At 60.1% G+C, this 24,531-nt stretch carries 22 protein-coding genes; 15 read left to right on the top strand and 7 right to left on the bottom strand.

The genetic code is table 11. The features are described 5' to 3' along the window. Nucleotides 1-59 precede the first annotated feature (59 nt). Both P7C00_RS24140 and P7C00_RS24135 read left to right on the top strand, forming a co-directional pair. A complete protein-coding gene (locus P7C00_RS24140) occupies nt 60-1,301 on the top strand; it encodes a glutamine synthetase family protein (protein WP_404940080.1) in 1,242 nt (413 codons plus the stop codon). Between the two features lie 73 nt (nt 1,302-1,374). Further along, a complete protein-coding gene (locus P7C00_RS24135) occupies nt 1,375-2,745 on the top strand; it encodes an MFS transporter (protein WP_346632320.1) in 1,371 nt (456 codons plus the stop codon). A 57-nt stretch (nt 2,746-2,802) separates the two neighbouring features. Here the strand turns inward: P7C00_RS24135 and P7C00_RS24130 are convergent, their stop codons facing one another. From P7C00_RS24130 to flgA, 4 genes are all read right to left on the bottom strand, one after another. Continuing rightward, nucleotides 2,803-3,549 (bottom strand): flagellar brake protein, encoded by a 747-nt coding sequence (locus P7C00_RS24130; RefSeq protein ID WP_265073600.1) that lies wholly within the window; start codon nt 3,547-3,549, stop codon nt 2,803-2,805. 96 nt (nt 3,550-3,645) lie between these two features. Further along, nucleotides 3,646-4,113: a flagella synthesis protein FlgN gene (locus P7C00_RS24125; RefSeq protein WP_123726894.1), complete on the bottom strand. Its 468-nt coding sequence runs from the start codon at nt 4,111-4,113 to the stop codon at nt 3,646-3,648. Between the two features lie 48 nt (nt 4,114-4,161). Beyond that, complete coding sequence (gene flgM, locus P7C00_RS24120; RefSeq protein ID WP_346632319.1) at nt 4,162-4,479, bottom strand: flagellar biosynthesis anti-sigma factor FlgM; 318 nt, start codon at nt 4,477-4,479, stop codon at nt 4,162-4,164. Nucleotides 4,480-4,630: 151 nt separating this feature from the next. Then, nucleotides 4,631-5,392, bottom strand: a complete 762-nt coding sequence (flgA, locus tag P7C00_RS24115) for a flagellar basal body P-ring formation chaperone FlgA (RefSeq protein ID WP_346632318.1) — start codon at nt 5,390-5,392, stop codon at nt 4,631-4,633. A 75-nt stretch (nt 5,393-5,467) separates the two neighbouring features. Here flgA and P7C00_RS24110 point away from each other — a divergent pair, with 75 nt between their 5' ends. The 6 genes from P7C00_RS24110 to flgE all read left to right on the top strand — a co-directional run bounded on the left by P7C00_RS24110 (nt 5,468) and on the right by flgE (nt 10,499). Then, a complete protein-coding gene (locus P7C00_RS24110) occupies nt 5,468-6,400 on the top strand; it encodes a chemotaxis protein CheV (protein WP_102860707.1) in 933 nt (310 codons plus the stop codon). Nucleotides 6,401-6,444: 44 nt separating this feature from the next. Continuing rightward, on the top strand, nt 6,445-7,272 hold the full coding sequence (gene cheR, locus P7C00_RS24105) for a protein-glutamate O-methyltransferase CheR (protein WP_011062744.1): 828 nt from the start codon (nt 6,445-6,447) through the stop codon (nt 7,270-7,272). Between the two features lie 252 nt (nt 7,273-7,524). After that, nucleotides 7,525-7,932 carry a flagellar basal body rod protein FlgB gene (flgB, locus tag P7C00_RS24100; protein WP_346632317.1) on the top strand — a complete coding sequence of 136 codons (408 nt, stop codon included), beginning with the start codon at nt 7,525-7,527 and terminating at the stop codon, nt 7,930-7,932. A gap of 3 nt (nt 7,933-7,935) precedes the next feature. After that, nucleotides 7,936-8,379: a flagellar basal body rod protein FlgC gene (gene flgC / locus P7C00_RS24095; RefSeq protein WP_011062742.1), complete on the top strand. Its 444-nt coding sequence runs from the start codon at nt 7,936-7,938 to the stop codon at nt 8,377-8,379. Between the two features lie 15 nt (nt 8,380-8,394). Continuing rightward, nucleotides 8,395-9,126, top strand: a complete 732-nt coding sequence (gene flgD, locus P7C00_RS24090) for a flagellar hook assembly protein FlgD (RefSeq protein ID WP_346632316.1) — start codon at nt 8,395-8,397, stop codon at nt 9,124-9,126. A 29-nt stretch (nt 9,127-9,155) separates the two neighbouring features. Further along, nucleotides 9,156-10,499: a flagellar hook protein FlgE gene (gene flgE / locus P7C00_RS24085; RefSeq protein WP_346632315.1), complete on the top strand. Its 1,344-nt coding sequence runs from the start codon at nt 9,156-9,158 to the stop codon at nt 10,497-10,499. A 322-nt stretch (nt 10,500-10,821) separates the two neighbouring features. On the opposite strand, the gene P7C00_RS24080 is transcribed toward flgE, so the two are convergent. Next, nucleotides 10,822-13,716 carry a ribonucleoside-diphosphate reductase subunit alpha gene (locus P7C00_RS24080; RefSeq protein WP_346632314.1) on the bottom strand — a complete coding sequence of 965 codons (2,895 nt, stop codon included), beginning with the start codon at nt 13,714-13,716 and terminating at the stop codon, nt 10,822-10,824. A 755-nt stretch (nt 13,717-14,471) separates the two neighbouring features. Between P7C00_RS24080 and P7C00_RS24075 the strand changes: the two genes are divergently transcribed. Together P7C00_RS24075 and P7C00_RS24070 are read left to right on the top strand one after the other, a co-directional pair. After that, a complete protein-coding gene (locus P7C00_RS24075) occupies nt 14,472-15,194 on the top strand; it encodes a response regulator (RefSeq protein ID WP_346632313.1) in 723 nt (240 codons plus the stop codon). Beyond that, on the top strand, nt 15,191-16,801 hold the full coding sequence (locus P7C00_RS24070; RefSeq protein WP_404937500.1) for an ATP-binding protein: 1,611 nt from the start codon (nt 15,191-15,193) through the stop codon (nt 16,799-16,801). The genes P7C00_RS24075 and P7C00_RS24070 overlap by 4 nt, the downstream gene beginning before the upstream one ends. On the opposite strand, the gene P7C00_RS24065 is transcribed toward P7C00_RS24070, so the two are convergent. Beyond that, a complete protein-coding gene (locus tag P7C00_RS24065) occupies nt 16,764-17,540 on the bottom strand; it encodes a 4'-phosphopantetheinyl transferase (RefSeq protein ID WP_404937499.1) in 777 nt (258 codons plus the stop codon). The two genes, P7C00_RS24070 and P7C00_RS24065, sit on opposite strands and share 38 nt — an antisense overlap. A gap of 221 nt (nt 17,541-17,761) precedes the next feature. Between P7C00_RS24065 and P7C00_RS24060 the strand changes: the two genes are divergently transcribed. The 3 genes from P7C00_RS24060 (at nt 17,762) to P7C00_RS24050 (ending at nt 20,505) form a co-directional block, all read left to right on the top strand. After that, nucleotides 17,762-18,364, top strand: coding sequence for a hypothetical protein (locus tag P7C00_RS24060; protein ID WP_102860716.1), 603 nt, complete (start codon nt 17,762-17,764; stop codon nt 18,362-18,364). 120 nt (nt 18,365-18,484) lie between these two features. Further along, nucleotides 18,485-19,162, top strand: a complete 678-nt coding sequence (locus P7C00_RS24055; RefSeq protein WP_123726906.1) for a response regulator — start codon at nt 18,485-18,487, stop codon at nt 19,160-19,162. Then, nucleotides 19,159-20,505, top strand: coding sequence for an ATP-binding protein (locus tag P7C00_RS24050; protein WP_346632310.1), 1,347 nt, complete (start codon nt 19,159-19,161; stop codon nt 20,503-20,505). The genes P7C00_RS24055 and P7C00_RS24050 overlap by 4 nt, the downstream gene beginning before the upstream one ends. A gap of 12 nt (nt 20,506-20,517) precedes the next feature. On the opposite strand, the gene P7C00_RS24045 is transcribed toward P7C00_RS24050, so the two are convergent. Continuing rightward, nucleotides 20,518-21,516, bottom strand: a complete 999-nt coding sequence (locus P7C00_RS24045) for an AraC family transcriptional regulator (RefSeq protein WP_346632309.1) — start codon at nt 21,514-21,516, stop codon at nt 20,518-20,520. A 332-nt stretch (nt 21,517-21,848) separates the two neighbouring features. On the opposite strand from P7C00_RS24045, the gene P7C00_RS24040 reads away from it, so the two are divergent. Then, a complete protein-coding gene (locus P7C00_RS24040) occupies nt 21,849-23,180 on the top strand; it encodes a dicarboxylate/amino acid:cation symporter (RefSeq protein ID WP_346632308.1) in 1,332 nt (443 codons plus the stop codon). 147 nt (nt 23,181-23,327) lie between these two features. After that, on the top strand, nt 23,328-24,509 hold the full coding sequence (locus tag P7C00_RS24035; protein WP_346632307.1) for a CaiB/BaiF CoA-transferase family protein: 1,182 nt from the start codon (nt 23,328-23,330) through the stop codon (nt 24,507-24,509). Nucleotides 24,510-24,531 lie beyond the last annotated feature (22 nt).

The following is a 24,531-nucleotide window of genomic DNA, read 5'->3' as shown; positions in this document are numbered from 1 at the left end:
GCATTGATGAGATTGAATGCGTCACTCCGGATCTCAATGGCGTGCCGCGGGGCAAGGTGATGACCGCCGAGGGCTTTCTCGAAGGGCGGCGTTTGCAGATGGCTCGCGGGGTGCTACTGCAATGCATCATGGGCGGGTATCCGCCGGCACGGTTTTACGGCAGCGACGACGGCGACCTGGCGCTCAATGCCGACCCTCGGCAGATTCATCGTCTGCCCTGGAGCCAGACACCACGGGCACTGGCCATTTGTGATGCGGATGAGCTCAGTGGCGAAAGCTCGCGACTCTCCACCCGCGGCCAGCTCAAGCAGGTGATCGCACGCTATTCGGCCCTGGGGCTGGCGCCGGTGGTGGCCACTGAGCTGGAATTCTTCGTGTTCGCCGCCAATGACGATCCGGCACAGGCTTTTCGGTCTCCGGTAGGCCTGGACGGTCGACGGGAGGAGGGCTACTCGGCATTCAGTGTCAGCTCCAACAACGGCCTGCGGCCGTTCTTCAAGGAAGTCTACGAGTGCATGGCGGCCCTGGGCTTGCCTCGCGATACCTTCATGCATGAAATGGGCGTCAGCCAGTTCGAGATCAACCTGTTGCACGGCGATCCGCTGCTGCTGGCAGACCAGACCTTCCTGTTCAAGCACCTGCTCAAGGAAGTGGCCCTCAAGCACGGGCTGATCGTGGTTTGCATGGCCAAGCCCCTGGCTCATACGCCGGGCAGCTCAATGCATATTCACCAGAGCCTGGTGGAGATCGGCAGTGGGCGTAACGTCTTCAGCGATGACACCGGGCAGCCGACGGCGATGTTCCGCCATTTCATCGGCGGGCTACAGGCCGGGCTGGCGGACCTCACCGCATTGTTCGCGCCCAACGTGAACTCCTATCAGCGCTTGTGCCATCCTTACGCTTCGCCGAACAATGCTTGCTGGTCCCATGACAATCGGGCTGCGGGGCTACGTATTCCGGCCAGTTCGCCGGTGGCGCGGCGGGTGGAGAATCGCCTGCCGGGCGCGGACGCCAATCCGTACCTGGCGATTGCGGCGAGCCTGGCAGCGGGCTTGCACGGGATCGAGAACGAGCTGGAGCCCGCGGCGGCTATCCAGGGTGAGTTCGAGGTTCCGGACAATCTGTCGCTGCCTTGTACCTTGCATGCGGCGTTGGAGCGTCTGAAACGTAGTCAGTTGGCAAGGGAACTGTTCGGCACCGAGTTCATCGAAGGCTACATCGCTTCGAAGACCATGGAGTTGACCAGCTTCTTTGATGAAATCACTCCCTGGGAGCGGCGTGTGTTAGCGGCCCAGGCATAACCGAACCGTCGCTGGTCGGGTCCTGATTTGCCAAGGGCCCTGCACCTCATTCAAGGAGCCGCTCGGAACGCCGATGCGCCAAATCTGGAAATCCTTTCGAGCGCTTTATTTCGCCTCGCTGATGATGTTGATCGGCTCGGGTCTGCTCAGCACTTATCTGGCTCTTCGCCTGGCCGCCGACCATGTCGATGGCCTGTGGGTGGGGGCCTTGATGGCGGCCAACTATTTCGGTCTGGTATTGGGGGGCAAGCTGGGGCATCGGTTGATTGCCCGGGTCGGGCATATCCGCGCCTACGCTACCTGTGCCGGGATCGTTGGTGCGGCGGTGCTCGGGCACGGCTTGGTGGACTGGCTGCCGGCCTGGCTGGTGCTGCGGATGATCGTCGGCCTAGGGATGATGTGCCAGTACATGGTCATCGAAAGCTGGCTCAACGAGCAGGCCGACGCCAATCAGCGCGGTCTGGTGTTCAGTGGCTACATGATCGCCTCTTACCTGGGGTTAGTGCTGGGGCAGTTGATTCTGGTCATGCACCCGGCCCTGGGGTTGGAACTATTGATGCTGGTGGCCCTGTGCTTTGCCCTGTGCCTGGTGCCGGTGGCCATGACCCGGCGTATTCACCCGGCGCCTTTGCATCCGGCGCCGATGGAGCCGCGCTTCTTTATCAAGCGAGTACCCCAGTCTCTGAGTACCGTGCTGGGGTCGGGGTTGATCGTGGGTTCGTTCTATGGCCTTGCGCCGCTCTATGCGTCGCAGCAGGGCTTGAGTACCGAGCAGGTCGGTCTGTTCATGGGGAGCTGTATTTTTGCCGGTCTGGTGGTGCAGTGGCCATTGGGCTGGTTGTCCGATCGCTATGATCGGGCGTTGCTGATTCGCTGTTTCGCACTGTTCCTGGCGGTGGTGGCCCTGCCTCTGGCGATCCTGCCGTCGGTTCCCCTGGAGATGCTCTTTATTCTCGGGTTCCTTTGTTCCCTGGTGCAGTTCTGCCTCTATCCGCTGGCGGTGGCTTTCTCCAATGACCACGTGGAAAGTGATCGTCGAGTGTCGCTGACGGCGATGCTGTTGGTGACGTATGGCGTGGGGGCGAGCATCGGTCCGTTGGCGGCCGGGGTGCTGATGAAGTTGTTCGGCAGTCAGATGCTGTATGCCTTCTTCAGTTTCTTTGCCCTGGTCCTGGTCTGGAGGATCCGGCCGAAGGCGGTGACCAATCTGCATCAGGTGGATGATGCGCCGCTGCATCACGTCGCCATGCCGGACAGCATGTCCAGCTCACCTCTGGTGGCGGCTCTCGATCCACGGGTGGATGAGCAGGTGGTGCAGGATCAGATGCAGACCACGCCCGCTCCGGATGCTGTGCCTGCAGCGGAGCCTGAGACGCCGGAAGCGTCGGATGAGGCGTCGCCCGACGATTGTGCTCGGGATCATCTGAGTGGGGCTCGACCCTAGAAACGAAAAACGGGCAGTTGCCGCAAGGCACTGCCCGTTTTCATTGATGCGTGGGGTTCAGAGGTCGTCTTTGTCGAAGCGCCGCGCTTCACGCTGCAACTGATAGACGAAGCGCTCTACCTGACGCTGCACCAGGCCGCTCATGTTGTGAAAGCGCACGCCGGCGAAGGTGGTGTCGATACGCTCCTCGTGATGCAGGTAACGCAGTTCGACCGGGGCGGTCATGCTGCCGAAGGGCAGGGCGGCAATAAAGCGCTCGTACACCTGACCCAGTTGTAGGCGCGAAGAGATATCGCCGTCGAAGCGCAACTTGCAGCCGGTAGCGGAAATATCCAGCAGCTTGCCGGTCAGAGGGGACTTGAGTTTTTCGCCGCTGAGTTCGATGTCGACCAGTTGCGCCAGCTTGAGTGCAGCCCGGAAGGCGTTGCGGCGCTGGTGGTAAACCACTTCGTCCGGCAGCGTGGTCCGGTAGCAGCGCCCGCCATTGGACTCATCGAGGGTCGGCAGGCCGTTGCTTTCCCAGGCGATGCGCACGCCTTCATGAAAGCCTTCAACGCGAAATGGCTCGCCTGCCAGCATGAATCGCTCACCGTCGCGAGGGATCATTTCATCAAGGGCAATCATGTTGCTGTCGCGGTCCACTTCCACGAGGTAGCTCTGGAAGCGCTGACTGCGCTCATGGAAAGTGATGATCAGCGGGTCGTGGCTCTCTTGCAGCAGCCGCAGGTTGGAGGAAATTTCCAACGCAGTGGTGAACACCTTAGGTGGCTGCGGAGCATCTTCCGCGTTTGAGGCGTTGAACACGGTTCATCAATCTCCAGACAAAATACAACTACACGCAGGATCTGGCATTTTGCCAGTATGTTTCACGGCTTGGTAGCGCGCACTCATTTTTGGGGCTTAAGCCTGACTGAGTGGGCGGGGCTTCGCAAGCATAGAGGTAGAGCCGCGGGCGTCATAAAGTGCTGGGGGTTCACCGCCGTTGAGGATTTTCAACTGGTTGGCGGTGGTGGCCTGTTGAATCTGGATCGAGCGGCCATTGAGTTCGTTGGTGGCCTGGCAGTCGGCGAGCAACTGGGTCAGCAGATTGCCCTGCTCGAGCAGTTGGTCGCCCAGGCTGGAGTGACTGGCCAGTTGCTCGAGGCCTGCACGATTGCTCGGCAGGTTCAGGCTGGCAAGGATCTCTGTGCGCTTACGGCCATGCTGTTCCAGCAATATGACCAGGGCCTGCTTCTGCGCCAGGATATCCTCCAGCAACGGCATGTCGCGGCCGTGCAGGGCAATGGATTCGGCTCTGAGCAGCTCCAGCAGTTGTTGAGCTGGAGCAAGGTCGTCATTGATCAGTTGCAGTAAATTGGTGTCGTGCATGGCTGGCCTTGGGGATTAAGCGTCCAAAAGCCTGGCGCAAGCCTGTGGCTAGCGCTGGGCTTCGAAGTTGAGCAGTTTGCTGGCTATACGGTTGCTGTCGACCTTATAGCTGCCATCGGCAATGGCTTGCTTCAACTCGGCCACTCGGGCCTTGTCGACAGCAGGCTGATCGCGCAGCTTGTCGGTGATTTTCTGCAACTGTTGAGCCTCATTGCTGAGGTGTACCGATTCCCCGCTTTTGCTGGTCTCGGCTGCAGTCGTCAGCGGAGCGGATTTGCCGGCATCACCGGTTTCCTTGCTGGCGCTGGTACGCGTACTGCCTGTCAGTGAAGGGGAGCTGTTTAAACGGCTGAAGTCGATGACCATGATGAAGAAAACCTCTGGGTATTTGGACGCTTGCCATGTTTTCGGCCATACCCTGAAAAACTTTAGGCTCGATTGTCGACAAGCCAGCGCAGGTATCTGCGACCCTTTATCGGCCACAGTTTAGGGAACGAGCGAGTCGAGCGCCAGTTATCTACATTGCCACTTCCACCTGCCCCGGTGCGGTGATGCGTGCCTTGATCACTCGCTGCGAGTTTAGGTTCTTGACCCGGATCTGCTCGCTCATGCCGCCATTGGACAGTGCCTCCCCCGGCATCCGCACGTTCAGGGTGCCGCTACGTGCCGAAATCACCACCTGATCGCCCTTGCGCACCACTTCAGCCTGTTCCAGGTGCCCCAGGGTAATGAGCTGGTCGGCGACCATTGGTCGGACAAGTTTCTGACCAATGGCCTGGTCCACGGAGGTCAGGTAGCCCTGATTGTTCAGGCTGATATCTCTCTCACGCAACACCACGTCTTCCGGCTCGATGATCCCGGCGCGCTTGAGTGGGCGTGAAGTGGTGACCACTTCGCGAAACAGCTTGACCTGGGCTGGCACGAATACGGTCCAGGGGGAGGCGCCTTCGCAGCGTACCTTGACCGTGACCCGTCCCAGCGGCTGTGCTGGACTTTCCAGGCTCGCTGTCAATTCCTTGTCGCAGGCGGGCATGCGCATACGCGGATCCAATTGGTTGACTTGGATTTCGTAGCGTCCTTCCGTTTGACTGGTGGCCAGGTAGTCTTCTACCGTGAATTCAAGAAACCCTTGAGTGACGCCGATAAGTAGATCAGGCAGGGTGACCGAATCAGCAACGGCAGGGCCGCCAGGGTTTAGGATACACAGCGCCGACAACCCACAAAGCAATGCGCGGTAGGGGGATGTCAGGCGTCGGAAAAATGTCGTTTTGGCGTTCATAACAGTTAAAAAGCAAGCGCCGTGCCGTTTAGTGATGAGCGTGCGTCGGATCTTAAAGCTTTGGGGAGTCTGGGCATGGCTGGTGTAATGGATTCGGTAAACCAGCGCACGCAATTGGTTGGGCAGAATCGCCTGGAGTTGCTGCTGTTCCGTCTGGACGGCGAGCAACTCTACGGGATCAACGTATTCAAGGTTCGCGAGGTGCTGCAATGCCCCAAGCTGACCCTGATGCCCAAATCCAACCCTGTGGTGTGCGGTGTCGCGAATATTCGAGGGGCGACCATTCCGATCCTGGATCTGGCAATGGCCACAGGTTCGGGTGGGTTGCAGGATCAAAGCAATCCGTTCGTCATCATCACTGAGTACAACACCAAGACCCAGGGGTTTTTGGTGCGCTCGGTGGAGCGTATCGTCAATATGAACTGGGAAGAGATCCATCCGCCGCCCAAAGGGACTGGTCGCGATCACTACCTGACGGCGGTAACTCGGGTGGACAACCAGTTGGTCGAGATCATCGACGTTGAAAAGGTTTTGGCGGAAGTCGCCCCCACTTCCGAGTCGATCTCGGTGGGCGTGGTGGACGTCGAAACTCAGCACAAGGCTGTATCCCTGCGAGTGCTGACCGTTGACGACTCGTCAGTGGCGCGTAAACAGGTTACTCGCTGCCTGCAGACTGTGGGTGTCGAGGTGGTGGCGCTGAACGATGGCCGGCAGGCGCTGGACTACCTGCGCAAGCTGGTGGATGAGGGCAAGAAGCCGGAAGAGGAATTCCTCATGATGATTTCCGACATCGAGATGCCCGAAATGGACGGTTACACCCTCACGGCCGAGATACGTAGCGATCCACGCATGCAAAAGCTGCATATCATCCTGCATACTTCGTTGTCAGGGGTGTTCAATCAGGCGATGGTGAAGAAGGTCGGTGCCGATGACTTCCTTGCCAAGTTCCGTCCTGATGACCTGGCATCCCGGGTAGTCGACCGGATCAAAGCAGCAGACCACAGCTGAGGGCATCAGCCCCTGGCGAACATAAGATTTAAGAGGCGGCAGCATTGTCTACGGGTAATTTGGATTTTGAACAGTTCCGGGTCTTCCTGGAAAAAGCCTGTGGTATTTTGCTCGGGGAAAACAAGCAATATCTCGTCTCGAGCCGTCTCAACAAACTGATGGAGCAGCAAGGCATCAAAACCTTGGGTGAGCTGGTTCAGCGGATTCAGACCCAGCCGCGCAGCGGATTGCGCGAGATGGTGGTGGATGCGATGACGACCAACGAAACCTTGTGGTTTCGTGACACCTATCCCTTCGAAGTGTTGAAGAACAAGGTGCTTCCCGAGGCCATCAAGGCCAGCCCCAATCAGCGCCTGCGGATCTGGTCGGCGGCATGCTCGTCTGGGCAGGAACCCTATTCCTTGTCGATGTCCATCGATGAGTTCGAGCGCAGCAACATGGGCCAGTTGAAGATGGGGGTGCAGATTGTTGCTACCGATCTGTCCGGGACCATGCTCAATAACTGTAAGACCGGCGAATACGACAGCCTGGCCATTGGCCGTGGTTTGTCGGCCGAGCGCCTGCAGCGCTACTTCGACCCTAAAGGGCCGGGGCGCTGGGTAGTCAAGGCACCGATCAAGAGTCGGGTGGAGTTTCGCTCGTTCAACCTGCTGGACAGCTACGCCAGCCTAGGCAAGTTCGACATCGTGTTCTGTCGCAATGTGCTGATCTACTTCTCGGCCGAGGTCAAGAAGGACATCCTGATGCGCATTCACAGCACTCTGAAGCCTGGCGGTTACCTGTTCCTGGGCGCTTCCGAAGCGCTCAATGGTCTGCCGGATCATTATCAGATGGTGCAATGCAGCCCGGGGATCATCTACCAGGCGAAGTGATTGATTGTTGCGGCAATAAAAAAGGAGGCCTCAGGGCCTCCTTTTTTGTGGGCGTCATTTTATCGGGTGGCTGGGCTAAAAGCGGCAGCTCGATTGCCGCTTTGCCGGCGTTTCGCGGAAATCCATTGCCGCTTTTCTGGCATTGCCGCCTTGCCGCTGCCGTAGAGCCCTTGATTTACGGGGCTCCTTGACTTGGCACGTAGCTTGCTAAGTCAAGGTTACGAAAAATCAGGTCACCCGAAGGTTTCCGACATGAGCATCAGCTTCGATAAAGCGCTCGGTATTCACGAACAAGCTCTTGGCTTTCGCGCCAAGCGTGCCGAAGTGCTGGCCAACAACATCGCCAACGCCGACACCCCGAACTACAAGGCTCGGGACCTGGACTTCTCCGCTGTGCTCGCCGAGCAGAACGACAAGGCCAAGAACGGCAGCTTCGCGCTGAACATGACCAATACCCGGCATATCGAAGCCCAGGGCCTGGGCAGTGGCGACGAGTCGCTGCTGTATCGCACGCCGATGCAACCTTCGATCGACCAGAACACCGTGGATGCTCAGTTGGAGCAATCGAGCTACGCACAGAACTCGGTGGACTTCCAAGCCAGCTTCACGCTGCTCAACAGCAAATTCAAAGGGCTGGTTGCAGCCCTGCGCGGAGAGTAATCCATGTCCCTTGCCAGTGTTTTCAATATTGCCGGTAGTGGCATGAGCGCTCAGACCACTCGTCTGAACACCGTCGCCAGTAACATCGCCAACGCCGAGAGCGTGTCGTCGAGCATCGACCAGACTTACCGCGCTCGTCACCCGGTGTTTGCCACCATGTTTCAGGGCGCCCAGAGCGGTGGCAGCGATTCGCTGTTCCAGAACCAGGACGCTGCAGGCCAAGGCGTACAGGTGCTGGGTGTAGTGGAAGACCAGAGCAATCTGGAAGCTCGCTACGAACCGAACCACCCGGCTGCGGATGCCAAAGGTTACGTCTACTACCCCAACGTCAACGTGGTGGAAGAAATGGCCGACATGATTTCCGCCAGTCGCTCGTTCCAGACCAACGCTGAAATGATGAACACCGCCAAAACCATGATGCAGAAGGTCCTGACCCTGGGTCAGTGATAAGGGGCGAAGCCAATGAGCGTTACGGATACCACCAGCGGCCCATCCCTTAAGGATGTACTGGCCAACTCGTCGAAGAAGACCGCGAACACCACCAGCGCCGACGGCCTGGCGGCAGCGACGAACAGCACCACCGGTAAGCAGGCCCTGGGCAAGGACGCGTTTCTCAAGTTGTTGGTGACCCAGCTGAACAACCAGAACCCGCTGGATCCTCAGGACAACAGTGCGTTCGTTGCCCAGTTGGCGCAGTTCTCTACCCTGGAAGGGATCACGACCCTTAATACCTCGGTGAACTCCATCACTGGCAATTACAAATCGTCTCAGGCTCTGCAGGCTTCGTCCCTGGTAGGTCGCTCGGTGATCGTCCAGTCCGGCACCACTCAGGTGGACACCAGCAAGAGCATGACCGGTTCGGTGACCGTTCCGGCTGGCGTCAGCTCGGTCAAAGTGACCATCACCGACAAGGATGGCAACACCGTCAAGACCATCGACATGGGCAGCCAGAAGGCCGGCAACGCCAGCTTTGTCTGGGATGGCACCAAGACCGACGGCACCAAGGCGGCCCCGGGTAACTACACCTTCAAGGCCAGCACCACCATCGACGGCAAGGGCACTGACCTGATCACTTATCTGCCGGCGACAGTCAACAGCGTCACCATCAGCCAGACCGGCGGAGAGTTGATGCTGAACCTGGCAGGACTGAGCAGCCCGATTGCCCTGTCCAAAGTACAAACCATTGGTATCTAGAGCCGACTAACCGGCACAAGGAGTGGAATATGTCTTTCAATATCGGCCTTAGCGGTCTCTACGCTGCCAACAAACAGCTGGACGTCACCGGCAACAACATCGCCAACGTCGCGACCACCGGTTTCAAATCTTCCCGCGCAGAATTCTCCGACGTCTACTCGGCCACCAAGCTGGGCAGCGGCACCCAGGTGATTGGTAACGGCGTACGCCTGTCCAACGTTTCCCAGCAGTTCACCAACGGTGATATCAGCAACACTGGCAACGTGCTGGACATGGGCATTCAGGGGCAGGGCTTTTTCGTGCTCAGCACCAACGGCTCGCTGACCTACACCCGTGCCGGTACCTTCAAGACCGACAAGGAAGGCTTCATCACCAACAGTGATGGCACTGCGCGCCTGCAAGGCTATGCCGTAGATGCCAACGGCAAGATCATCAACGGTGTATTGACCGACCTGCGGATCGATACCTCGAACCTGTCGCCCAAGCCAACCGACTCGATCTCCTCGACGATCAACCTGAATTCCGATTCGACTCCGATCAATGTGGCTTCGACCGCTCCGGTTTATGTGTTCAATCCGACCGACAACACCACCTACACCAAGTCGTTCAGTACTCCGGTGTATGACACTCAGGGCAACAAGCACGTCATGGATCAGTACATGATCAAGACGCCGAACGCCAATGAGTGGCAAACCTACACGCTGATTGATGGTCGCAATCCGGACGGTACTGCATTCACCATGGCCAACCAGTCGCCGATCACCATGAAGTTCGACTCGTCGGGCAAGCTCAGCAGCATGACCCCGCCAGCTGCGCCTGGGACCACGCCGTACACCATTACCGGTAACAGCATTGTCATGTCGGCTGCTGCCTGGACTCCGGGTACCGTCACCAATGGCGTGTTCACTCCTAACGGTGCCAAGCCAGCGCCGAACGGCGTCAGCATCGACATGACCAAAACCGGTTCGGTGTTCGGCGAAAGCACTCGCTCGATCATCGCGCAGAACGGCTACTCCACTGGCCAGATCAGCAGCCTGACCATCGATGGCACCGGTGTAATGCTGGCCAACTTCAGCAACGAGCAGACCAAGGCGATCGGTCAGATTTCCCTGGCCAGCTTCACCAACGAGCAAGGTCTGCAGCCGGTAGGCGGCACTCAGTGGAAAGAGACCTACTCGTCCGGTATTCCAGGTTATGACGCTCCGAAGACCGGCACCCTGGGAGCGATCCAGTCCAACTCCCTGGAAGAGTCCAACGTTAACCTGACCAATGAGCTGGTGAACCTGATCAAGGCTCAGAGCAACTATCAGGCGAACGCCAAGACCATCTCCACCCAGAGCACCATCATGCAGACCATCATCCAGATGACCTGATGCTGGTTCGCTTGAGCGCTGTACAAAAAGCCCCTCGATGAGGGGCTTTTTTATGCCCGCTTGCCCATGTTCGTTATCGACGGCAGGTTCCTGGAGGTGCACTGGTTTGAGCAGGGCGTTCCTGTGCAGGTGTGCAGGCGGGCTGGCTTGTGTAGGAGCTGGCTTGCCAGCGAAGGCATCCTTGAAGCTTGTGCAGCGCTCGGGGGGCTTCTTCGCCGGCAAGCCGGCTCCTGCGGTTTTGTTGGGGGCAAAAGAAAACCCCCGATAAGCCGGAGGCCTATCGGGGGTTGGCACAGGCGCCATAGGCGCCTGTCAGCTCAGCTTATTGGCAGGCTTCGCAATCCGGCTCGTCGATGGCGCAAGCCTTCGGCACTGGAGCAGGACCGGCTGGCGCAGCCAGGACCGAGTCGTCACCGTGGTTGCCGCCGCTGGAAACAGCGTTCAGCTTGCCGGTGTTGATGGTGGATTTCTCGGTGCTGGTGGCGGCCAGGGCGCGGAGGTAGTAGGTGGTTTTCAGGCCACGGTACCAAGCCATGCGGTAGGTCACGTCCAGCTTCTTGCCCGAGGCGCCGGCGATGTACAGGTTCAGCGACTGAGCCTGGTCGATCCACTTCTGGCGACGGCTGGCAGCGTCGACGATCCACTTGGTTTCCACTTCGAAGGCGGTCGCGTAGAGCTCTTTGAGTTCTTGCGGGATGCGCTCGATCTGTTGCACTGAACCGTCGTAGTACTTCAGGTCGTTGATCATGACCGAGTCCCACAGGCCGCGAGCCTTGAGGTCGCGAACCAGGTACGGGTTGATCACGGTGAATTCGCCCGACAGGTTCGATTTCACGTAGAGGTTCTGGTAGGTCGGTTCGATCGACTGCGATACGCCGGTGATGTTGGCGATGGTCGCGGTCGGTGCGATGGCCATGATGTTGGAGTTACGAATGCCTTTCTGCACGCGGGCACGTACCGGCGCCCAGTCCAGGGTTTCGTTGAGGTCCACATCGATGTACTTCTGGCCACGGGCCTCGATCAGGATCTGTTGCGAATCCAGCGGCAGGATGCCTTTGGACCACAGCGAACCCTGGAACGTCTCGTAGGCGCCGCGCTCGTCGGCCAGGTCGCAGGAAGCCTGGATCGCGTAGTAGCTGACCGCTTCCATGGACTTGTCGGCGAACTCGACGGCAGCGTCGGAACCGTAAGCGATGTGCTGCAGGTACAGCGCGTCCTGGAAGCCCATGATGCCCAGGCCGACCGGACGGTGCTTGAAGTTGGAGTTCTTCGCTTGCGGCACCGAGTAGTAGTTGATGTCGATCACGTTGTCGAGCATGCGCACGGCGGTGTTCACGGTGCGTTCCAGTTTGGCGGTGTCCAGCTTGCCGTTGACGATGTGGTTCGGCAGGTTGATCGAGCCCAGGTTGCAAACGGCGATCTCGTCCTTGTTGGTGTTCAAGGTGATCTCGGTGCACAGGTTCGAGCTGTGGACCACGCCCACGTGCTGCTGCGGGCTGCGCAGGTTGCACGGGTCTTTGAAAGTCAGCCATGGGTGGCCGGTTTCAAACAGCATGGAGAGCATTTTGCGCCACAGGTCTTTGGCCTGGATGGTCTTGAACAGTTTGACCTTGCCCGGGTACTCGGTCAGGGCTTCGTAGTACTCGTAGCGCTCTTCGAAGGCCTTGCCGGTCAGGTCGTGCAGATCCGGTACTTCGGACGGCGAGAACAGGGTCCACTTGCCGTCATCGAAGACACGCTTCATGAACAGGTCAGGGATCCAGTTGGCGGTGTTCATGTCGTGGGTACGACGACGATCATCACCGGTGTTCTTGCGCAGCTCGATGAACTCTTCGATGTCCATGTGCCAGGTTTCCAGGTAGGCACACACAGCGCCTTTGCGCTTGCCACCCTGGTTAACGGCAACGGCGGTGTCGTTGACCACTTTCAGGAACGGCACGACGCCCTGGGATTTGCCGTTGGTGCCCTTGATGTACGAGCCCAGCGCACGAACCGGAGTCCAGTCGTTGCCCAGGCCGCCGGCAAATTTCGACAGCATGGCGTTGTCGTGGATGGCGCCGTAGATGCCCGACAGGTCGTCTGGAACGGTGGTCAGGTAGCAGCTCGACAGCTGTGGACGCAGGGTGCCGGCGTTGAACAGGGTTGGGGTCGAAGCCATGTAGTCGAAGGACGACAACAGGTTGTAGAACTCAATGGCGCGGTCTTCACGCTGCTTCTCTTCGATCGCCAGGCCCATGGCTACGCGCATGAAGAAGATCTGCGGCAGTTCGAAGCGGATACCGTCCTTGTGGATGAAGTAACGGTCGTACAGGGTTTGCAGGCCCAGGTAGGTGAACTGCTGGTCGCGCTCGTGGTTGATCGCCTTGCCGAGTTTTTCCAGGTCGAACTCAGCCAGTACCGGGTTCAGCAATTCGAACTCGATACCCTTGGCGACGTAGGCTGGCAGTGCCTTGGCGTACAGGTCGGCCATTTCGTGGTGAGTGGCGCTTTCGGCCACTTCGAGGAAGCCCAGGCCTTCGGCACGCAGGGTATCCATCAGCAGGCGGGCGGTGACGAACGAGTAGTTCGGCTCGCGCTCGACCAGGGTGCGGGCGGTCATCACCAAGGCGGTGTTGACGTCTTTCAGGGCCACGCCGTCGTAGAGGTTTTTCAGGGTTTCGCGCTGAATCAGATCGCCATCGACTTCTTCCAGGCCTTCACAGGCTTCGCTGACGATGGTGTTCAGACGGCCCATGTCCAGAGGAGCGAAGCTGCCATCGGCGCGGGTGATGCGGATCGATGGGTGGGCTTGTACCGGCTCTTCGCCGGTGGAGCGAGTGGCGCGTTCCTTGGCACGCGAGTCGCGGTAGATCACGTAGTCACGGGCAACTTTCTGCTCGCCGGCGCGCATCAGGGCCAGCTCTACCTGGTCCTGGATCTCTTCGATGTGGATGGTGCCGCCCGAAGGCATGCGACGCTTGAAGGTCGCGGTAACCTGTTCGGTCAGGCGCGCCACGGTGTCGTGGATTCGCGACGAGGCAGCGGCGGTGCCGCCTTCAACTGCGAGGAACGCTTTGGTGATAGCGACGGTGATCTTGTCATCGGTGTAAGCAACGACAGTGCCGTTACGCTTGATCACGCGCAATTGGCCAGGGGCGGTAGCAGACAGATCCAGATTGGAATCGGCGGCCTGCGGCGCATTGGCCTGCGGGTTCTCGCGAGTTGTGTCGGTTTGCATGGGTGTCTCCACGTTCTCTATGTTTGTTTGGGCACCAATGAGGTGCCCACCGTTCCGTCCTGAAGCACTACAGCCGGCAGAGGCCGGGCATAACGACTTCGGGACAGTTCAGGAAGGGGGCTGTTGGCGCCGCTTCCATGCCGAAGTCATGGTGTCGAGCCTGGGCTCGGCACCTTATTCCTGGTGGGTGACAGTCTTGTTGCTGCAACACCCGTACCGCTTTCTCCTGGACAGGGTGGAAAACGATGCCATCCGCACGCGCGGTCTTGGTCTTCTGAAACAGCGATTGGTTCCACCAAACGGGGCAAGAAAAGGGCTTGAGTTTCTTGTCTGAATTGTGTTTGGTTTTTTGCGTAAAACCCTAGATATAGGTGTTTTTGGCCGGCGGGCTACAAGATAATGCGTTTGGGGGGCTGATTGCAACGTGCTGCCTGTGGATAAGGTTGTGCGTAAATTGTGTATGGACTGGGTAAAACTCGCGGAGGCCGCAGTCCTAGTGCATGGAACCGTTTGTCACTGTTTTTTACCGCCGGAAATTGCCTTGGGCGGATTTTTGCGGGCGCGAACCCTATCACAAAAAATCCCCCTGACCGAGTCGTTTTAGTCGCTTGTGTGTGGGGCGATCCCGGTTGCTACAATCCGTCGCGGTTCATGGGGTGCTGACGGCGTTTTCCATGGCCGGTTATCCGTCTTTTTCATGACAAAAAGACGGGTGCCTTCCTTCCAGTGAGTGCTGGCAATAAAAGAGGTCGAGCGTGGAGCAAGAAGCCTGGCAGGTACTGATTGTCGAGGATGACCAGCGTCTGGCTGAGTTGACCCGTGAATATCTGGAGAGCAACGGCTTGCAGGTGGCCATCGAGGGCAACGGCGCTCGGGCTGCAGCCAGGATCATTGCCGAGCAGCCAGACCTGGTGATTCTCGACCTGATGCTGCCCGGCGAAGACGGCCTGAGTATCTGTCGCAAGGTCCGGGCTCGCTATGACGGGCCAATTCTCATGCTCACCGCCCGTACCGATGACATGGATCAGGTCATGGGCCTGGACCTGGGGGCCGACGACTATGTCTGCAAGCCGGTGCGCCCGCGTTTGTTGCTGGCGCGGATCCAGGCCTTGCTGCGGCGCAGCGAGGCACCGGAGCCTGCCCAGGAGAAAACCCGGCGCCTGCAATTCGGTCCCCTGGTGGTGGACAATGCCCTGCGCGAAGCATGGCTGAGCGATGTCGGCATCGAGCTGACCAGTGCCGAGTTCGATCTGTTGTGGCTGCTGGTGGTGAACGCCGGGCGAATACTGTCCCGTGAGGAAATTTTCACCGCTCTGCGCGGCATAGGTTATGACGGCCAGGATCGTTCCATCGATGTGCGCATCTCGCGCATCCGGCCCAAGATCGGCGACGACCCGGAGCACCCTCGACTGATCAAGACCATTCGCAGCAAGGGCTATCTGTTCGTTCCCGAAGCCGCCGCCGACTTGCCCTCGTGAACTCCATCTTCCTGCGTATCTATGGCGGCATGTGCGCCGCGCTGATCCTGGTGGCGCTGCTGGGGGTGCTGGCTCTGCACCTGCTCAACGAAGTGCGCAGCGAGCAGTACCGCGAACGACTGGCCCACGGCACCTTCTCGCTGATGGCGGACAACCTCAAGCCCATGAGCGAAATCGAGCGTCGCCGCGCGCTGGCGGTGTGGGAGCGGTTGTTGGGGATTCCCCTGCGCCTGAAGACCTTCAGCCAGACCGACCTGGACAGCAGCCAGCGTGGCCGAGTCCTGCGGGGGCAGGCGCTGGTGGAGCAGACCGGGCCCTTCGCCGCCCGGGTTTATCGCCTGGTTAGTGAGAAGGAGCAGTTGCTGCTCAGTGCCGAAGTGCAACAGATCAGCGAGCAACTGGCCCGGGCAACCATCTATCTGCTGGCGGACGAGTTGGTACGGTATCCGGTGGCGGAGCAGCCCGAGCGCCTGGCGGCGTTAAAGAAGGCCAAGGGTTTTGGTTTCGACATGCACCTGTCCACCCAGGATGCTGCCGATATGGATGATGACCAGCGCCGGCGGGTGGCCGAGGGCGATACGGTGATGGCCTTGGGCAAGGGCGGTGACTCGATCCGGGTATTCGCGGGGCTGGTGGGTACGCCCTGGGTCCTGGAAATCGGCCCGCTGTATCAGATGAACCCTTATCCGCCGCAATGGCTGGTGCTGATTGCCGTGCTCGGCCTGAGTTTGATTGGCCTGATCGTCTATTTATTGGTGCGCCAGTTGGAGCGACGTCTCAGCGGCCTGGAATCGGCAGCCACGAAGATTGCCAAGGGCAGCCTGGAAACCCGCGTGCCGGCTCGTGGCGTGGATTCGGTGGGGCGCCTGGCGGCTGCATTCAACGGCATGGCCGAGCATCTGCAGCGCTTGCTGGCGATCCAGCGCGAACTGGTGCGGGCGGTCTCTCATGAGTTGCGTACACCGGTGGCTCGGTTGCGTTTCGGCCTGGAGATGATTGCTTCGGCAAGTACCGATCAGGCACGGCAGAAGTACCTGGACGGCATGGACAACGATATTCAGGATCTGGATCGGCTGGTGGACGAGATGCTCACCTATGCCCGCCTGGAACAGGGCTCGCCGGCCTTGAACTTCCAGCGTATCGATCTGGATGCGCTGATCAACCAAGTGATCAGCGAGCTGGCGCCCTTGCGGGCCAACCTCAAGGTCCAGCGTGGGCTGTGCCTGTCCGCGGCCGAGTGCGACGGCGCCTGGGTCGAGGCTGAGCCGCGCTATCTGCACCGAGCGCTGCAGAATCTGGTGAGCAATGCCATGCGCCATGCGGAATCCCAGGTCACCGTCAGTTATCAGGTGGGCCAGTTGCGCTGTCGGGTGGATGTGGAGGATGACGGTCCCGGCGTACCGGAAAGTGCCTGGGAAAAGATCTTCACGCCTTTTCTGCGCCTGGATGACAGCCGTACCCGGGCTTCCGGCGGCCATGGGCTGGGGCTGTCGATTGTGCGGCGAATCATCCATTGGCACGATGGCCGGGCCCTGATCAGCAAGAGCAAGAGCCTCGGGGGCGCCTGCTTCAGCCTGAGCTGGCCCCGGCAGCAGGAACCCCGCTGACAATTGTCGGGGGAGCAGCCTTGATGGCGATCAGGCTGAGCAACTGGTCGCCCTCGACCACGAACTGCCCCTGTAGCTCACTGCCGTGGTGCCATTCTTCGTTCAGGTCCGTCAGTAGACGCACTCGGACCTGGCCCTCGGGGGACCATTCCAGTACCTCGGCGTGCTCGAAGTAGAAGTTTTTCTGCACCAGCGGATACAGGGTCTTGTACAGGCTTTCCTTGATCGAGAAGGTCAGGGTCACCGCCAGGGCGTGCAATGCGGGGGGCAACAGGTCCAGGCGTTGCAGTTCCGTCGGAGTGAGGATCTGCTGCGCCAGATTGGCGGCGCGCTCATTGCTCAGCAGTGTTTCCAAATCCAGCCCCAAGGCTCGCCAGTGCTGTTTGTCGGCGACAATGGCGGCGGCGCGTCCAGTGCTATGGGTGATAGAGCCGCAGATATGCTCGGGCCAGATCGGCGCCCGGTCGGCCCCGATCGGGGGAACCCAATCCATGCGCTGCAGTTGCCACAGGGCGGCCCGGGCACACAGGCGGCCGGCAAGGAACTCGGCCTGGCGCTTGGCTACCGAGCGCTGGATGCTTGGTGGCGCTTCAATGCCGCTGCGCTGGAAATCATCTGCAGCCAAGTGCCCGGGATTGAACCGAGTGCTCAGCCAAAGGGTATGGGGCAATGCCTCCGGCAGGGGCCAGGACGCATCCAGAGAGGTACAGCAAGCGGGGAGAGGGGGGAGTGCATTCATGGCTGCTAGTTTGCCGGGTTGAAGAGTTCGAGGGTAGCGGTGTGTGGCGCAGAGAGGGGACTCAGAAGGCTAGGCGAGAGCCGTTGTGCAGGTAAAACGCCTCAAGACAGCCAGATGGATCTGGTTCAGGTGAGGTTAAGAGTGTGTTCAGGGGGAGTTCAGGGCGGGCTGTTTACTCTAGCCCCGTACCCAAAAAGCCAATAGCGCAAAGGAAACTTCCTATGACTTCATTGAAAAAACTGATCCTGGCCTTTACCGTTCTCGGCGCCAGCGCCGCCGTCCAAGCCGCTGACAGCAACTTCGCCAGCCTGACCTACGGCCAGACCAGCGACAAGGTTAAAAAATCCAGCCAGCTCAACAGCAATCTCGGCCACCCGAACGCCGATGGTGTGATCGGCAAGGACAACACCTGGGGTGTGCGCTTCGGTCAACAGAATGACCAGGGCCGTTACTACGCCACTTACGATTACGTTTCCGGCTCTCACAATGGCATTAAACTGCGTCAGCAAAACCTGCTGGGCAGTTACGATATGTTCCTGCCGGTGACCAGCAGCACCAAGCTGTTTGGCGGCGCTACCGCCGGCTTGACCAAGCTGACCCAGGAGTCCCCGGGCTTCAGCCGCGACAGTGACATCGGTTACGCGGTGGGAGTGCAGGCTGGTGTCCTGCAGCAGGTTTCACAAAACACGTCGGTGGAGCTCGGCTACCGTTACCTGCGCAGCAATGCCGGGACCGAGATGAGCGAGCGGGGCGGCAGCAAGCAAGGTTCTTTGAGCCTTACCAGCAGCGCCCAGACTTATCTGTCGGCCAACTACGCTTTCTAAATAAGCGGCCTGGCCTGAACCGCGCCGGATCGTGCCTTGGGCACGGTCCGGCGCTGGCGCATTGATCGTCAGGGCGCAGGGGCGCCCTTGGAGATGTCGAATTTTGCCTGGGAGAGCGTTATGAAGTTGCTGGTCGTCGAAGATGAGGCGCTGTTGCGCCATCACCTGCAAACCCGCCTCACCGACAGTGGCCATGTGGTCGAGTCTGTGGCGAACGCCGAAGAGGCGTTGTATCAGACCGAGCAGTTCAATCACGATCTGGCGGTGATCGACCTGGGGTTGCCCGGCATGGGCGGACTGGATCTGATCCGCCAGCTACGTGCCCGTGGCAAGACGTTTCCGATCCTCATCCTCACCGCCCGCGGCAACTGGCAGGACAAGGTTGAAGGCCTGGCCGCCGGTGCCGACGATTATGTGGTCAAGCCGTTTCAGTTCGAAGAGCTGGATGCACGGCTCAATGCGTTGTTGCGGCGCTCCAGTGGTTTTACCCAGTCCACCATCATTGCTGGCCCGTTGCTGCTGGACCTGAACCGCAAGCAGGCGTCCCTGGATGAGCAGCCCCTGGCCCTGACCGCCTACGAATATCGGATCCTCGAGTACCTGATGCGCCATCACCAGCAGGTGGTGGCCAAGGACCGGCTGATGGAGCAGTTGTACCCGGACGATGACGAGCGTGATCCGAACGTCATCGAGGTGCTGGTGGGGCGGCTGCGGCGCAAGTTGGAAGGTCCGTCGGGCTTCAAGCCGATTGATACGGTGCGCGGCCTGGGCTACTTGTTCAACGAGCGCTGCCGATGATTCGATCGCTGCGCCTGCGGCTGATGCTGGCGGCGACCACCCTGGCGGTGCTGTTCATGCTGGCGTTGCTGCCGGCCATGCAGGGGGCCTTCAGCCTGGCGCTGCAGGACTCCATCGAGCAGCGCCTGGCTTCCGATGTCACCACCCTGATTTCAGCGGCGCGGATTGAAAACAATCGCCTGCAGATGCCCGCGCAACTGCCGGACGAGCGCTTCAATCTCGCCGACAGTCGCTTGCTGGGCTACATCTATGACCGAGAGGGGCACCTGGTCTGGCGTTCCCGGGCCACTCAGGAAGAGAACATCAATTACCGACCGCGGTACGACGGGCGCGGTAACGAGTTCGCCAGAATCCGTGAAGCCAATGGCCAGGAGTTCTTCGTCTACGACGTCGAGATCAAGTTGCTGGGGGGCAAGAACGCGGCCTTCAGTATCGTTGCACTGCAGCCGGTGCGTGAGTACCAGCAGACTCTGGAAGGGGTCAGGGAAAACCTCTATCTGGGCTTTGGTGCGGCGTTGCTGGTGCTCCTGGCATTGCTCTGGCTGGGGCTGACCTGGGGCTTGCAGGCCCTGCGGCGCTTGAGTCAGGAGCTGGACCAGATCGAGAGCGGTACCCGCCAAAGTCTCAGTGAGGAGCATCCGCGGGAGCTGTTGCGCCTGACCGGTTCCTTGAACCGTCTGCTGCAAAGCGAGCGCGAGCAGCGCAGTCGCTACCGGGACTCCCTGGATGATCTGGCCCACAGCCTGAAAACCCCGCTGACGGTGTTGCAAGGGGTCAGCGAGGACATGGCGCAGCGGCCTCAGGATCGGGAGCAGGCCTGGGTCCTGCAGACGCAGATCGAACGCATGAGCCAGCAGATCAGCTACCAGTTGCAGCGTGCCAGCTTGCGCAAGAGTGGCCTGGTGCGCCATCAAGTGCGTCTGCGACCGGTTCTGCAAAGCTTGTGCGACACCCTGGACAAGGTCTATCGCGACAAGCAGGTGCGCGTGTCCTTCGATTTGCCCGAGCGCTGCTATGTGCCGATCGAGCAGGGTGCCTTGCTGGAGTTGCTTGGCAACCTGCTGGAGAACGCCTACCGCCTGTGCCTGAGTTCGGTGCGCATCAGTGTGCGCGAGACTCTGGACGGTTCTGAGCTGTGTGTTGAGGACGATGGTCCTGGCGTGCCGCCGGATCAGCGGGCACGGATTCTCCAGCGTGGTGAGCGTCTTGATCGCCAGCATCCAGGGCAGGGCATAGGCCTGGCGGTGGTCAAGGACATCATCGAAAGTTACGGTGCACAGTTGACCCTGGGGGACTCTGCCCTGGGCGGTGCGGCCTTCAGGATTCACTTCCCGGCGCTGTAAAGGGCGCTTTCGCTACTGCTCCCGGGCGCGATAGGCGCCTGGGGTCAGGCCAGTCCATTTCTTGAATGCCCGATGAAAGGCCGAGGGTTCGGAAAAGCCCAGTTGCTCGGCGATCTGTTGCAATGACAGGTCGGCCCGCCCCAGGTGGTAGATGGCGATGTCGCGGCGCAGTTCATCCTTCAGCTCCTGAAAGCTCGAACCTTCTTCTCGTAGATGGCGGCGCAATGTCTGTGGGCTGACGTGCAGGTGCTGGGCAACGCTTTCCAGGTCGGGCCAGCGCTCCCGGTCACGGCTGAGCAGATGCCGCAACTGGCTGCTGAGGCTGTCGCCCTGGTCCGGGCGTGACAAAAGGTCGGCGGGGGAGCGCTCGAGGAAGTGCTTGAGGGTACGTTCATCCTGTAACAGCGGCATGCCCAGGTAGCGACTGTGGAACAGCAGGCTGCTGTGTTCCTGGCTGAACAGCAGTGGGCAGGGGAACAGCAAATCGTATTCCGCGCCGTGTTCGGGTTTCGGGTAGCTGAAGCAGGCTTGCTCAAGACGTATGCGCTGGCCGATCAACCAGCTGCCCAGACGATGCCAGATCACCAGCAGGCTTTCGCTGAGAAAATGCTCTGGGTCCCATAGCTCAGAATCATCCAGGCTCAGGCGAGCCATATCCCCTTCACGCGTCAGACGAAGGCGCGGAGCTTGCGCAAACAAGCTATAAAATAATAAGCCGCGATTGAGCGCTTTTTCCAAGGTGCGGCAGTGGATCAGCGCGTGGCACATCATGGCAAAGGTTCCGCGTTTACTGGGGCCATGGCCGAAGCCCAGGTACTCATCGTCCAACGCCAGCCACAGTTGCTGCAGCAGACAGGTGAATTGCTCGGGGGCGATGCGTGCCTTGGGCTGGCTCAGGAGTTCGGGGCCAATGCCCAGCTGCTGCAGCAGCGGCCCGTAATCGTAGCCGCGACGACGTGCACCGCCTAAGGCGGCACGGGCAAAGTGGCTGGCGATGGTGCGTTCGCGCATGAAGGCTGGTCCGTCCATTGAGTGGCGGATGTTAGCCAGCCCCCCATGAGGGAACAAGGCGGATATCCGCCAAATTGTAGGACGAGACTCGGTAGATGGGCGGAAATCCGCCAGCTGCGCCGGGTGCAAGGGATGCAAAGATCGGCTCGACCCCTGATGTCTAAAGGCCTGTAGGGCTTTTTTACAAGGTGGCACGGGCTTTGCGATAGAGCCGGAAGATCTGCCAGCACGCAGCTCGACACAACAAATCCCTCCAGCGCAGGAGGGTTCGCACTTTAGGCACCGCATGCATCGACGGACGCTGCATACCGGGGCTCTTGAGGAACTTTGCAATGACGACTCGTCAGCCACTGTACAAATCCCTGTATTTCCAGGTGATCGTTGCCATCGCCATCGGCATCCTGCTCGGTCACTTCTATCCTCAGACCGGCGTGGCCCTCAAGCCCCTGGGTGATGGGTTCATCAAACTGATCAAGATGGTCATTGCGCCGATCATTTTCTGCACCGTGGTGAGTGGTATCGCCGGCATGCAGAACATGAAATCGGTGGGCAAGACTGGCGGCTACGCGCTGCTGTACTTCGAAATCGTCTCCACCATTGCCCTGCTGATCGGCCTGATCGTGGTCAACGTGGTGCAGCCGGGTGCAGGCATGCACATCGACGCCTCGACCCTGGATGCTTCGAAAGTCGCGGCCTATGTGACTGCGGGCAATGACCAGAGCATTGTCGGCTTCATCCTCAACGTGATCCCGTCGACCATCGTCGGTGCCTTCGCCAACGGCGACATCCTGCAAGTGCTGATGTTCTCGGTGATCTTCGGTTTCGCCCTGCATCGCCTGGGTGCCTACGGCAAGCCGGTGCTGGACTTCATCGACCGCTTCGCCCACGTGATGTTCAACATCATCAACATGATCATGAAGCTCGCGCCCCTGGGTGCGCTGGGTGCCATGGCCTTCACCATCGGTGCCTACGGCGTCGGCTCCCTGGTGCAACTGGGCCAGTTGATGATCTGCTTCTACATCACCTGCGTGGTGTTCGTGCTGGTGGTCCTGGGGGCCATCTGCCGCGCCCACGGCTTTAGCGTGATCAAGCTGATCCGCTACATCCGCGAAGAACTGCTGATCGTGCTGGGCACCTCGTCCTCGGAATCGGCCCTGCCACGCATGCTGATCAAGATGGAGCGCCTGGGTGCCAAGAAGTCGGTGGTCGGCCTGGTGATTCCTACCGGTTACTCCTTCAACCTGGACGGTACCTCGATCTACCTGACCATGGCCGCGGTGTTCATTGCCCAGGCAACTGATACCCACATGGACATCACTCACCAGATCACCCTGCTGCTAGTGCTGCTGCTGTCCTCCAAAGGCGCTGCGGGTGTCACCGGCAGTGGCTTCATCGTTCTGGCCGCTACCCTGTCGGCCGTGGGTCACCTGCCGGTGGCTGGTCTGGCGCTGATTCTGGGTATCGACCGCTTCATGTCCGAAGCCCGTGCCCTGACCAACCTGGTGGGCAATGCCGTGGCTACCCTGGTAGTCGCCAAGTGGGTCAAGGAGCTGGACGAAGACAAACTGCAGGTCGAGCTGGCGTCTGGTGGCCGTGCGATCACCGACACCCGTGAAACCGACGATCTGGGTGTGGCCGAAGGTCCGGCGCCGAGCATCAAGTAAGTCTTGCTGAATATAAGAAACCCGCTGCGGCGGGTTTTTTATTGCCTGGAGATTGAGCGCAACGGTCAGTCCGGCTGACCGTTGTGGTAATTGTTGCGCTGCTCGCGGCTGCCTACTCTGAGGCAGTCGATCAAGAGGAGAGGGCACATGCAAGGGCCGTTGGCGTCACTCAAGGTACTGGATTTCTCCACCCTGTTGCCGGGGCCGTTCGCCTCGCTGCTGCTGGCGGACATGGGGGCCGAGGTGCTGCGCATCGAGTCGCCGACTCGCATGGACCTGCTGCGGGTGCTACCGCCCCACGATCACGGCGTATCCGCCAGTCACGCCTATCTCAACCGCAATAAGCGCAGCCTGGCCCTGGACCTCAAGCGGCCCGAGGCGCTGGAGGTGATCCGGCAACTGCTGCAGGATCATGACATCGTTCTCGAACAGTTTCGCCCGGGCGTGATGGAGCGCCTGGGGTTGGGGTACGAGGCCTTGAAGGCGATCAATCCGCGGCTGATCTACGTCTCCATTACCGGCTATGGTCAGACCGGGCCCTACAAGGACCGCGCCGGCCACGACATCAACTACCTGGCCCTGGCCGGGCTCGCCAGCCAGACCGGGCGTCGCGACCAGGGCCCGTTGCCTCTGGGCATCCAGGCGGCGGATATCGCCGGGGGCTCGCTGCACGGCGTGATCGGCCTGCTGGCGGCGGTGATCGCCCGGCAGCACAGCGGGCAGGGCCAGCACCTGGATATCAGCATGACCGATTGCGTGTTCAGCCTGAACGCCATGGCCGGAGCCGGTTACCTGGCCTGCGGGGTTGAGCCGGGGATGGAGCAACAGGTGCTCAATGGTGGCAGCTTCTACGACTACTACCGCAGCCGGGATGGTCGTTGGCTATCGGTGGGCAGCCTGGAGCCGGTGTTCATGCAGCAGCTGTGTCAGGCCCTGGAGCGGCCGGAACTGGCAGCCCAGGGCTTGTCCCCCCTGCCCGAGCAGCAAAGGGCCCTCAAGCAGGCCTTGCAGATCGAGTTCGAGAAACACGACTTCGCCGAGCTTTGCCAGTTGTTCGCCGGGCTCGACGCTTGTGTCGAACCAGTGCTGAGCTTGGCCGAGGCGGTGGAGCATCCCCAATTGCAGGCCCGGCAACTGGTAAGCCAGGTCCCCCGGGAAGACGGTAGCCTCCAGGCACAGATGGCATGTCCGCTGAAGTTCTCCGAGGGTTTGCCCGAGCCGCGGCATATCGGCGCCAGGCTGGGCGCCCATTCCGATCAGGTGCTGGCGGAGCTTGGTTACAGCGCTGAGCGTATCGAGGAGCTGCGGCGCAACCAGATCATCGCGTAGGCGTCGGCTTGCCGGCGAAGCA

It is taken from the genome of Pseudomonas sp. JDS08PS003 (assembly GCF_045013505.1).
GTDB lineage: Bacteria > Pseudomonadota > Gammaproteobacteria > Pseudomonadales > Pseudomonadaceae > Aquipseudomonas > Aquipseudomonas protegens_B.
The sequence above is the reverse complement of the archived record's forward strand: the minus strand, read 5'-3'. Positions and strand labels throughout refer to the sequence as shown.

Excerpts from the sequence above, each read along its gene's own strand:
- P7C00_RS24140 (WP_404940080.1), top strand. The coding sequence starts at position 60 with ATGACCGCCGAGGGCTTTCTCGAAGGGCGGCGTTTGCAGATGGCTCGC.
- P7C00_RS24135 (WP_346632320.1), top strand. The coding sequence starts at position 1,375 with ATGCGCCAAATCTGGAAATCCTTTCGAGCGCTTTATTTCGCCTCGCTG.
- P7C00_RS24125 (WP_123726894.1), bottom strand. The coding sequence starts at position 4,113 with ATGCACGACACCAATTTACTGCAACTGATCAATGACGACCTTGCTCCA.
- flgM (WP_346632319.1), bottom strand. The coding sequence starts at position 4,479 with ATGGTCATCGACTTCAGCCGTTTAAACAGCTCCCCTTCACTGACAGGC.
- flgA (WP_346632318.1), bottom strand. The coding sequence starts at position 5,392 with ATGAACGCCAAAACGACATTTTTCCGACGCCTGACATCCCCCTACCGC.
- P7C00_RS24110 (WP_102860707.1), top strand. The coding sequence starts at position 5,468 with ATGGCTGGTGTAATGGATTCGGTAAACCAGCGCACGCAATTGGTTGGG.
- flgB (WP_346632317.1), top strand. The coding sequence starts at position 7,525 with ATGAGCATCAGCTTCGATAAAGCGCTCGGTATTCACGAACAAGCTCTT.
- flgC (WP_011062742.1), top strand. The coding sequence starts at position 7,936 with ATGTCCCTTGCCAGTGTTTTCAATATTGCCGGTAGTGGCATGAGCGCT.
- flgD (WP_346632316.1), top strand. The coding sequence starts at position 8,395 with ATGAGCGTTACGGATACCACCAGCGGCCCATCCCTTAAGGATGTACTG.
- flgE (WP_346632315.1), top strand. The coding sequence starts at position 9,156 with ATGTCTTTCAATATCGGCCTTAGCGGTCTCTACGCTGCCAACAAACAG.
- P7C00_RS24080 (WP_346632314.1), bottom strand. The coding sequence starts at position 13,716 with ATGCAAACCGACACAACTCGCGAGAACCCGCAGGCCAATGCGCCGCAG.
- P7C00_RS24065 (WP_404937499.1), bottom strand. The coding sequence starts at position 17,540 with ATGAATGCACTCCCCCCTCTCCCCGCTTGCTGTACCTCTCTGGATGCG.
- P7C00_RS24060 (WP_102860716.1), top strand. The coding sequence starts at position 17,762 with ATGACTTCATTGAAAAAACTGATCCTGGCCTTTACCGTTCTCGGCGCC.
- P7C00_RS24055 (WP_123726906.1), top strand. The coding sequence starts at position 18,485 with ATGAAGTTGCTGGTCGTCGAAGATGAGGCGCTGTTGCGCCATCACCTG.
- P7C00_RS24050 (WP_346632310.1), top strand. The coding sequence starts at position 19,159 with ATGATTCGATCGCTGCGCCTGCGGCTGATGCTGGCGGCGACCACCCTG.
- P7C00_RS24045 (WP_346632309.1), bottom strand. The coding sequence starts at position 21,516 with ATGCGCGAACGCACCATCGCCAGCCACTTTGCCCGTGCCGCCTTAGGC.
- P7C00_RS24040 (WP_346632308.1), top strand. The coding sequence starts at position 21,849 with ATGACGACTCGTCAGCCACTGTACAAATCCCTGTATTTCCAGGTGATC.
- P7C00_RS24035 (WP_346632307.1), top strand. The coding sequence starts at position 23,328 with ATGCAAGGGCCGTTGGCGTCACTCAAGGTACTGGATTTCTCCACCCTG.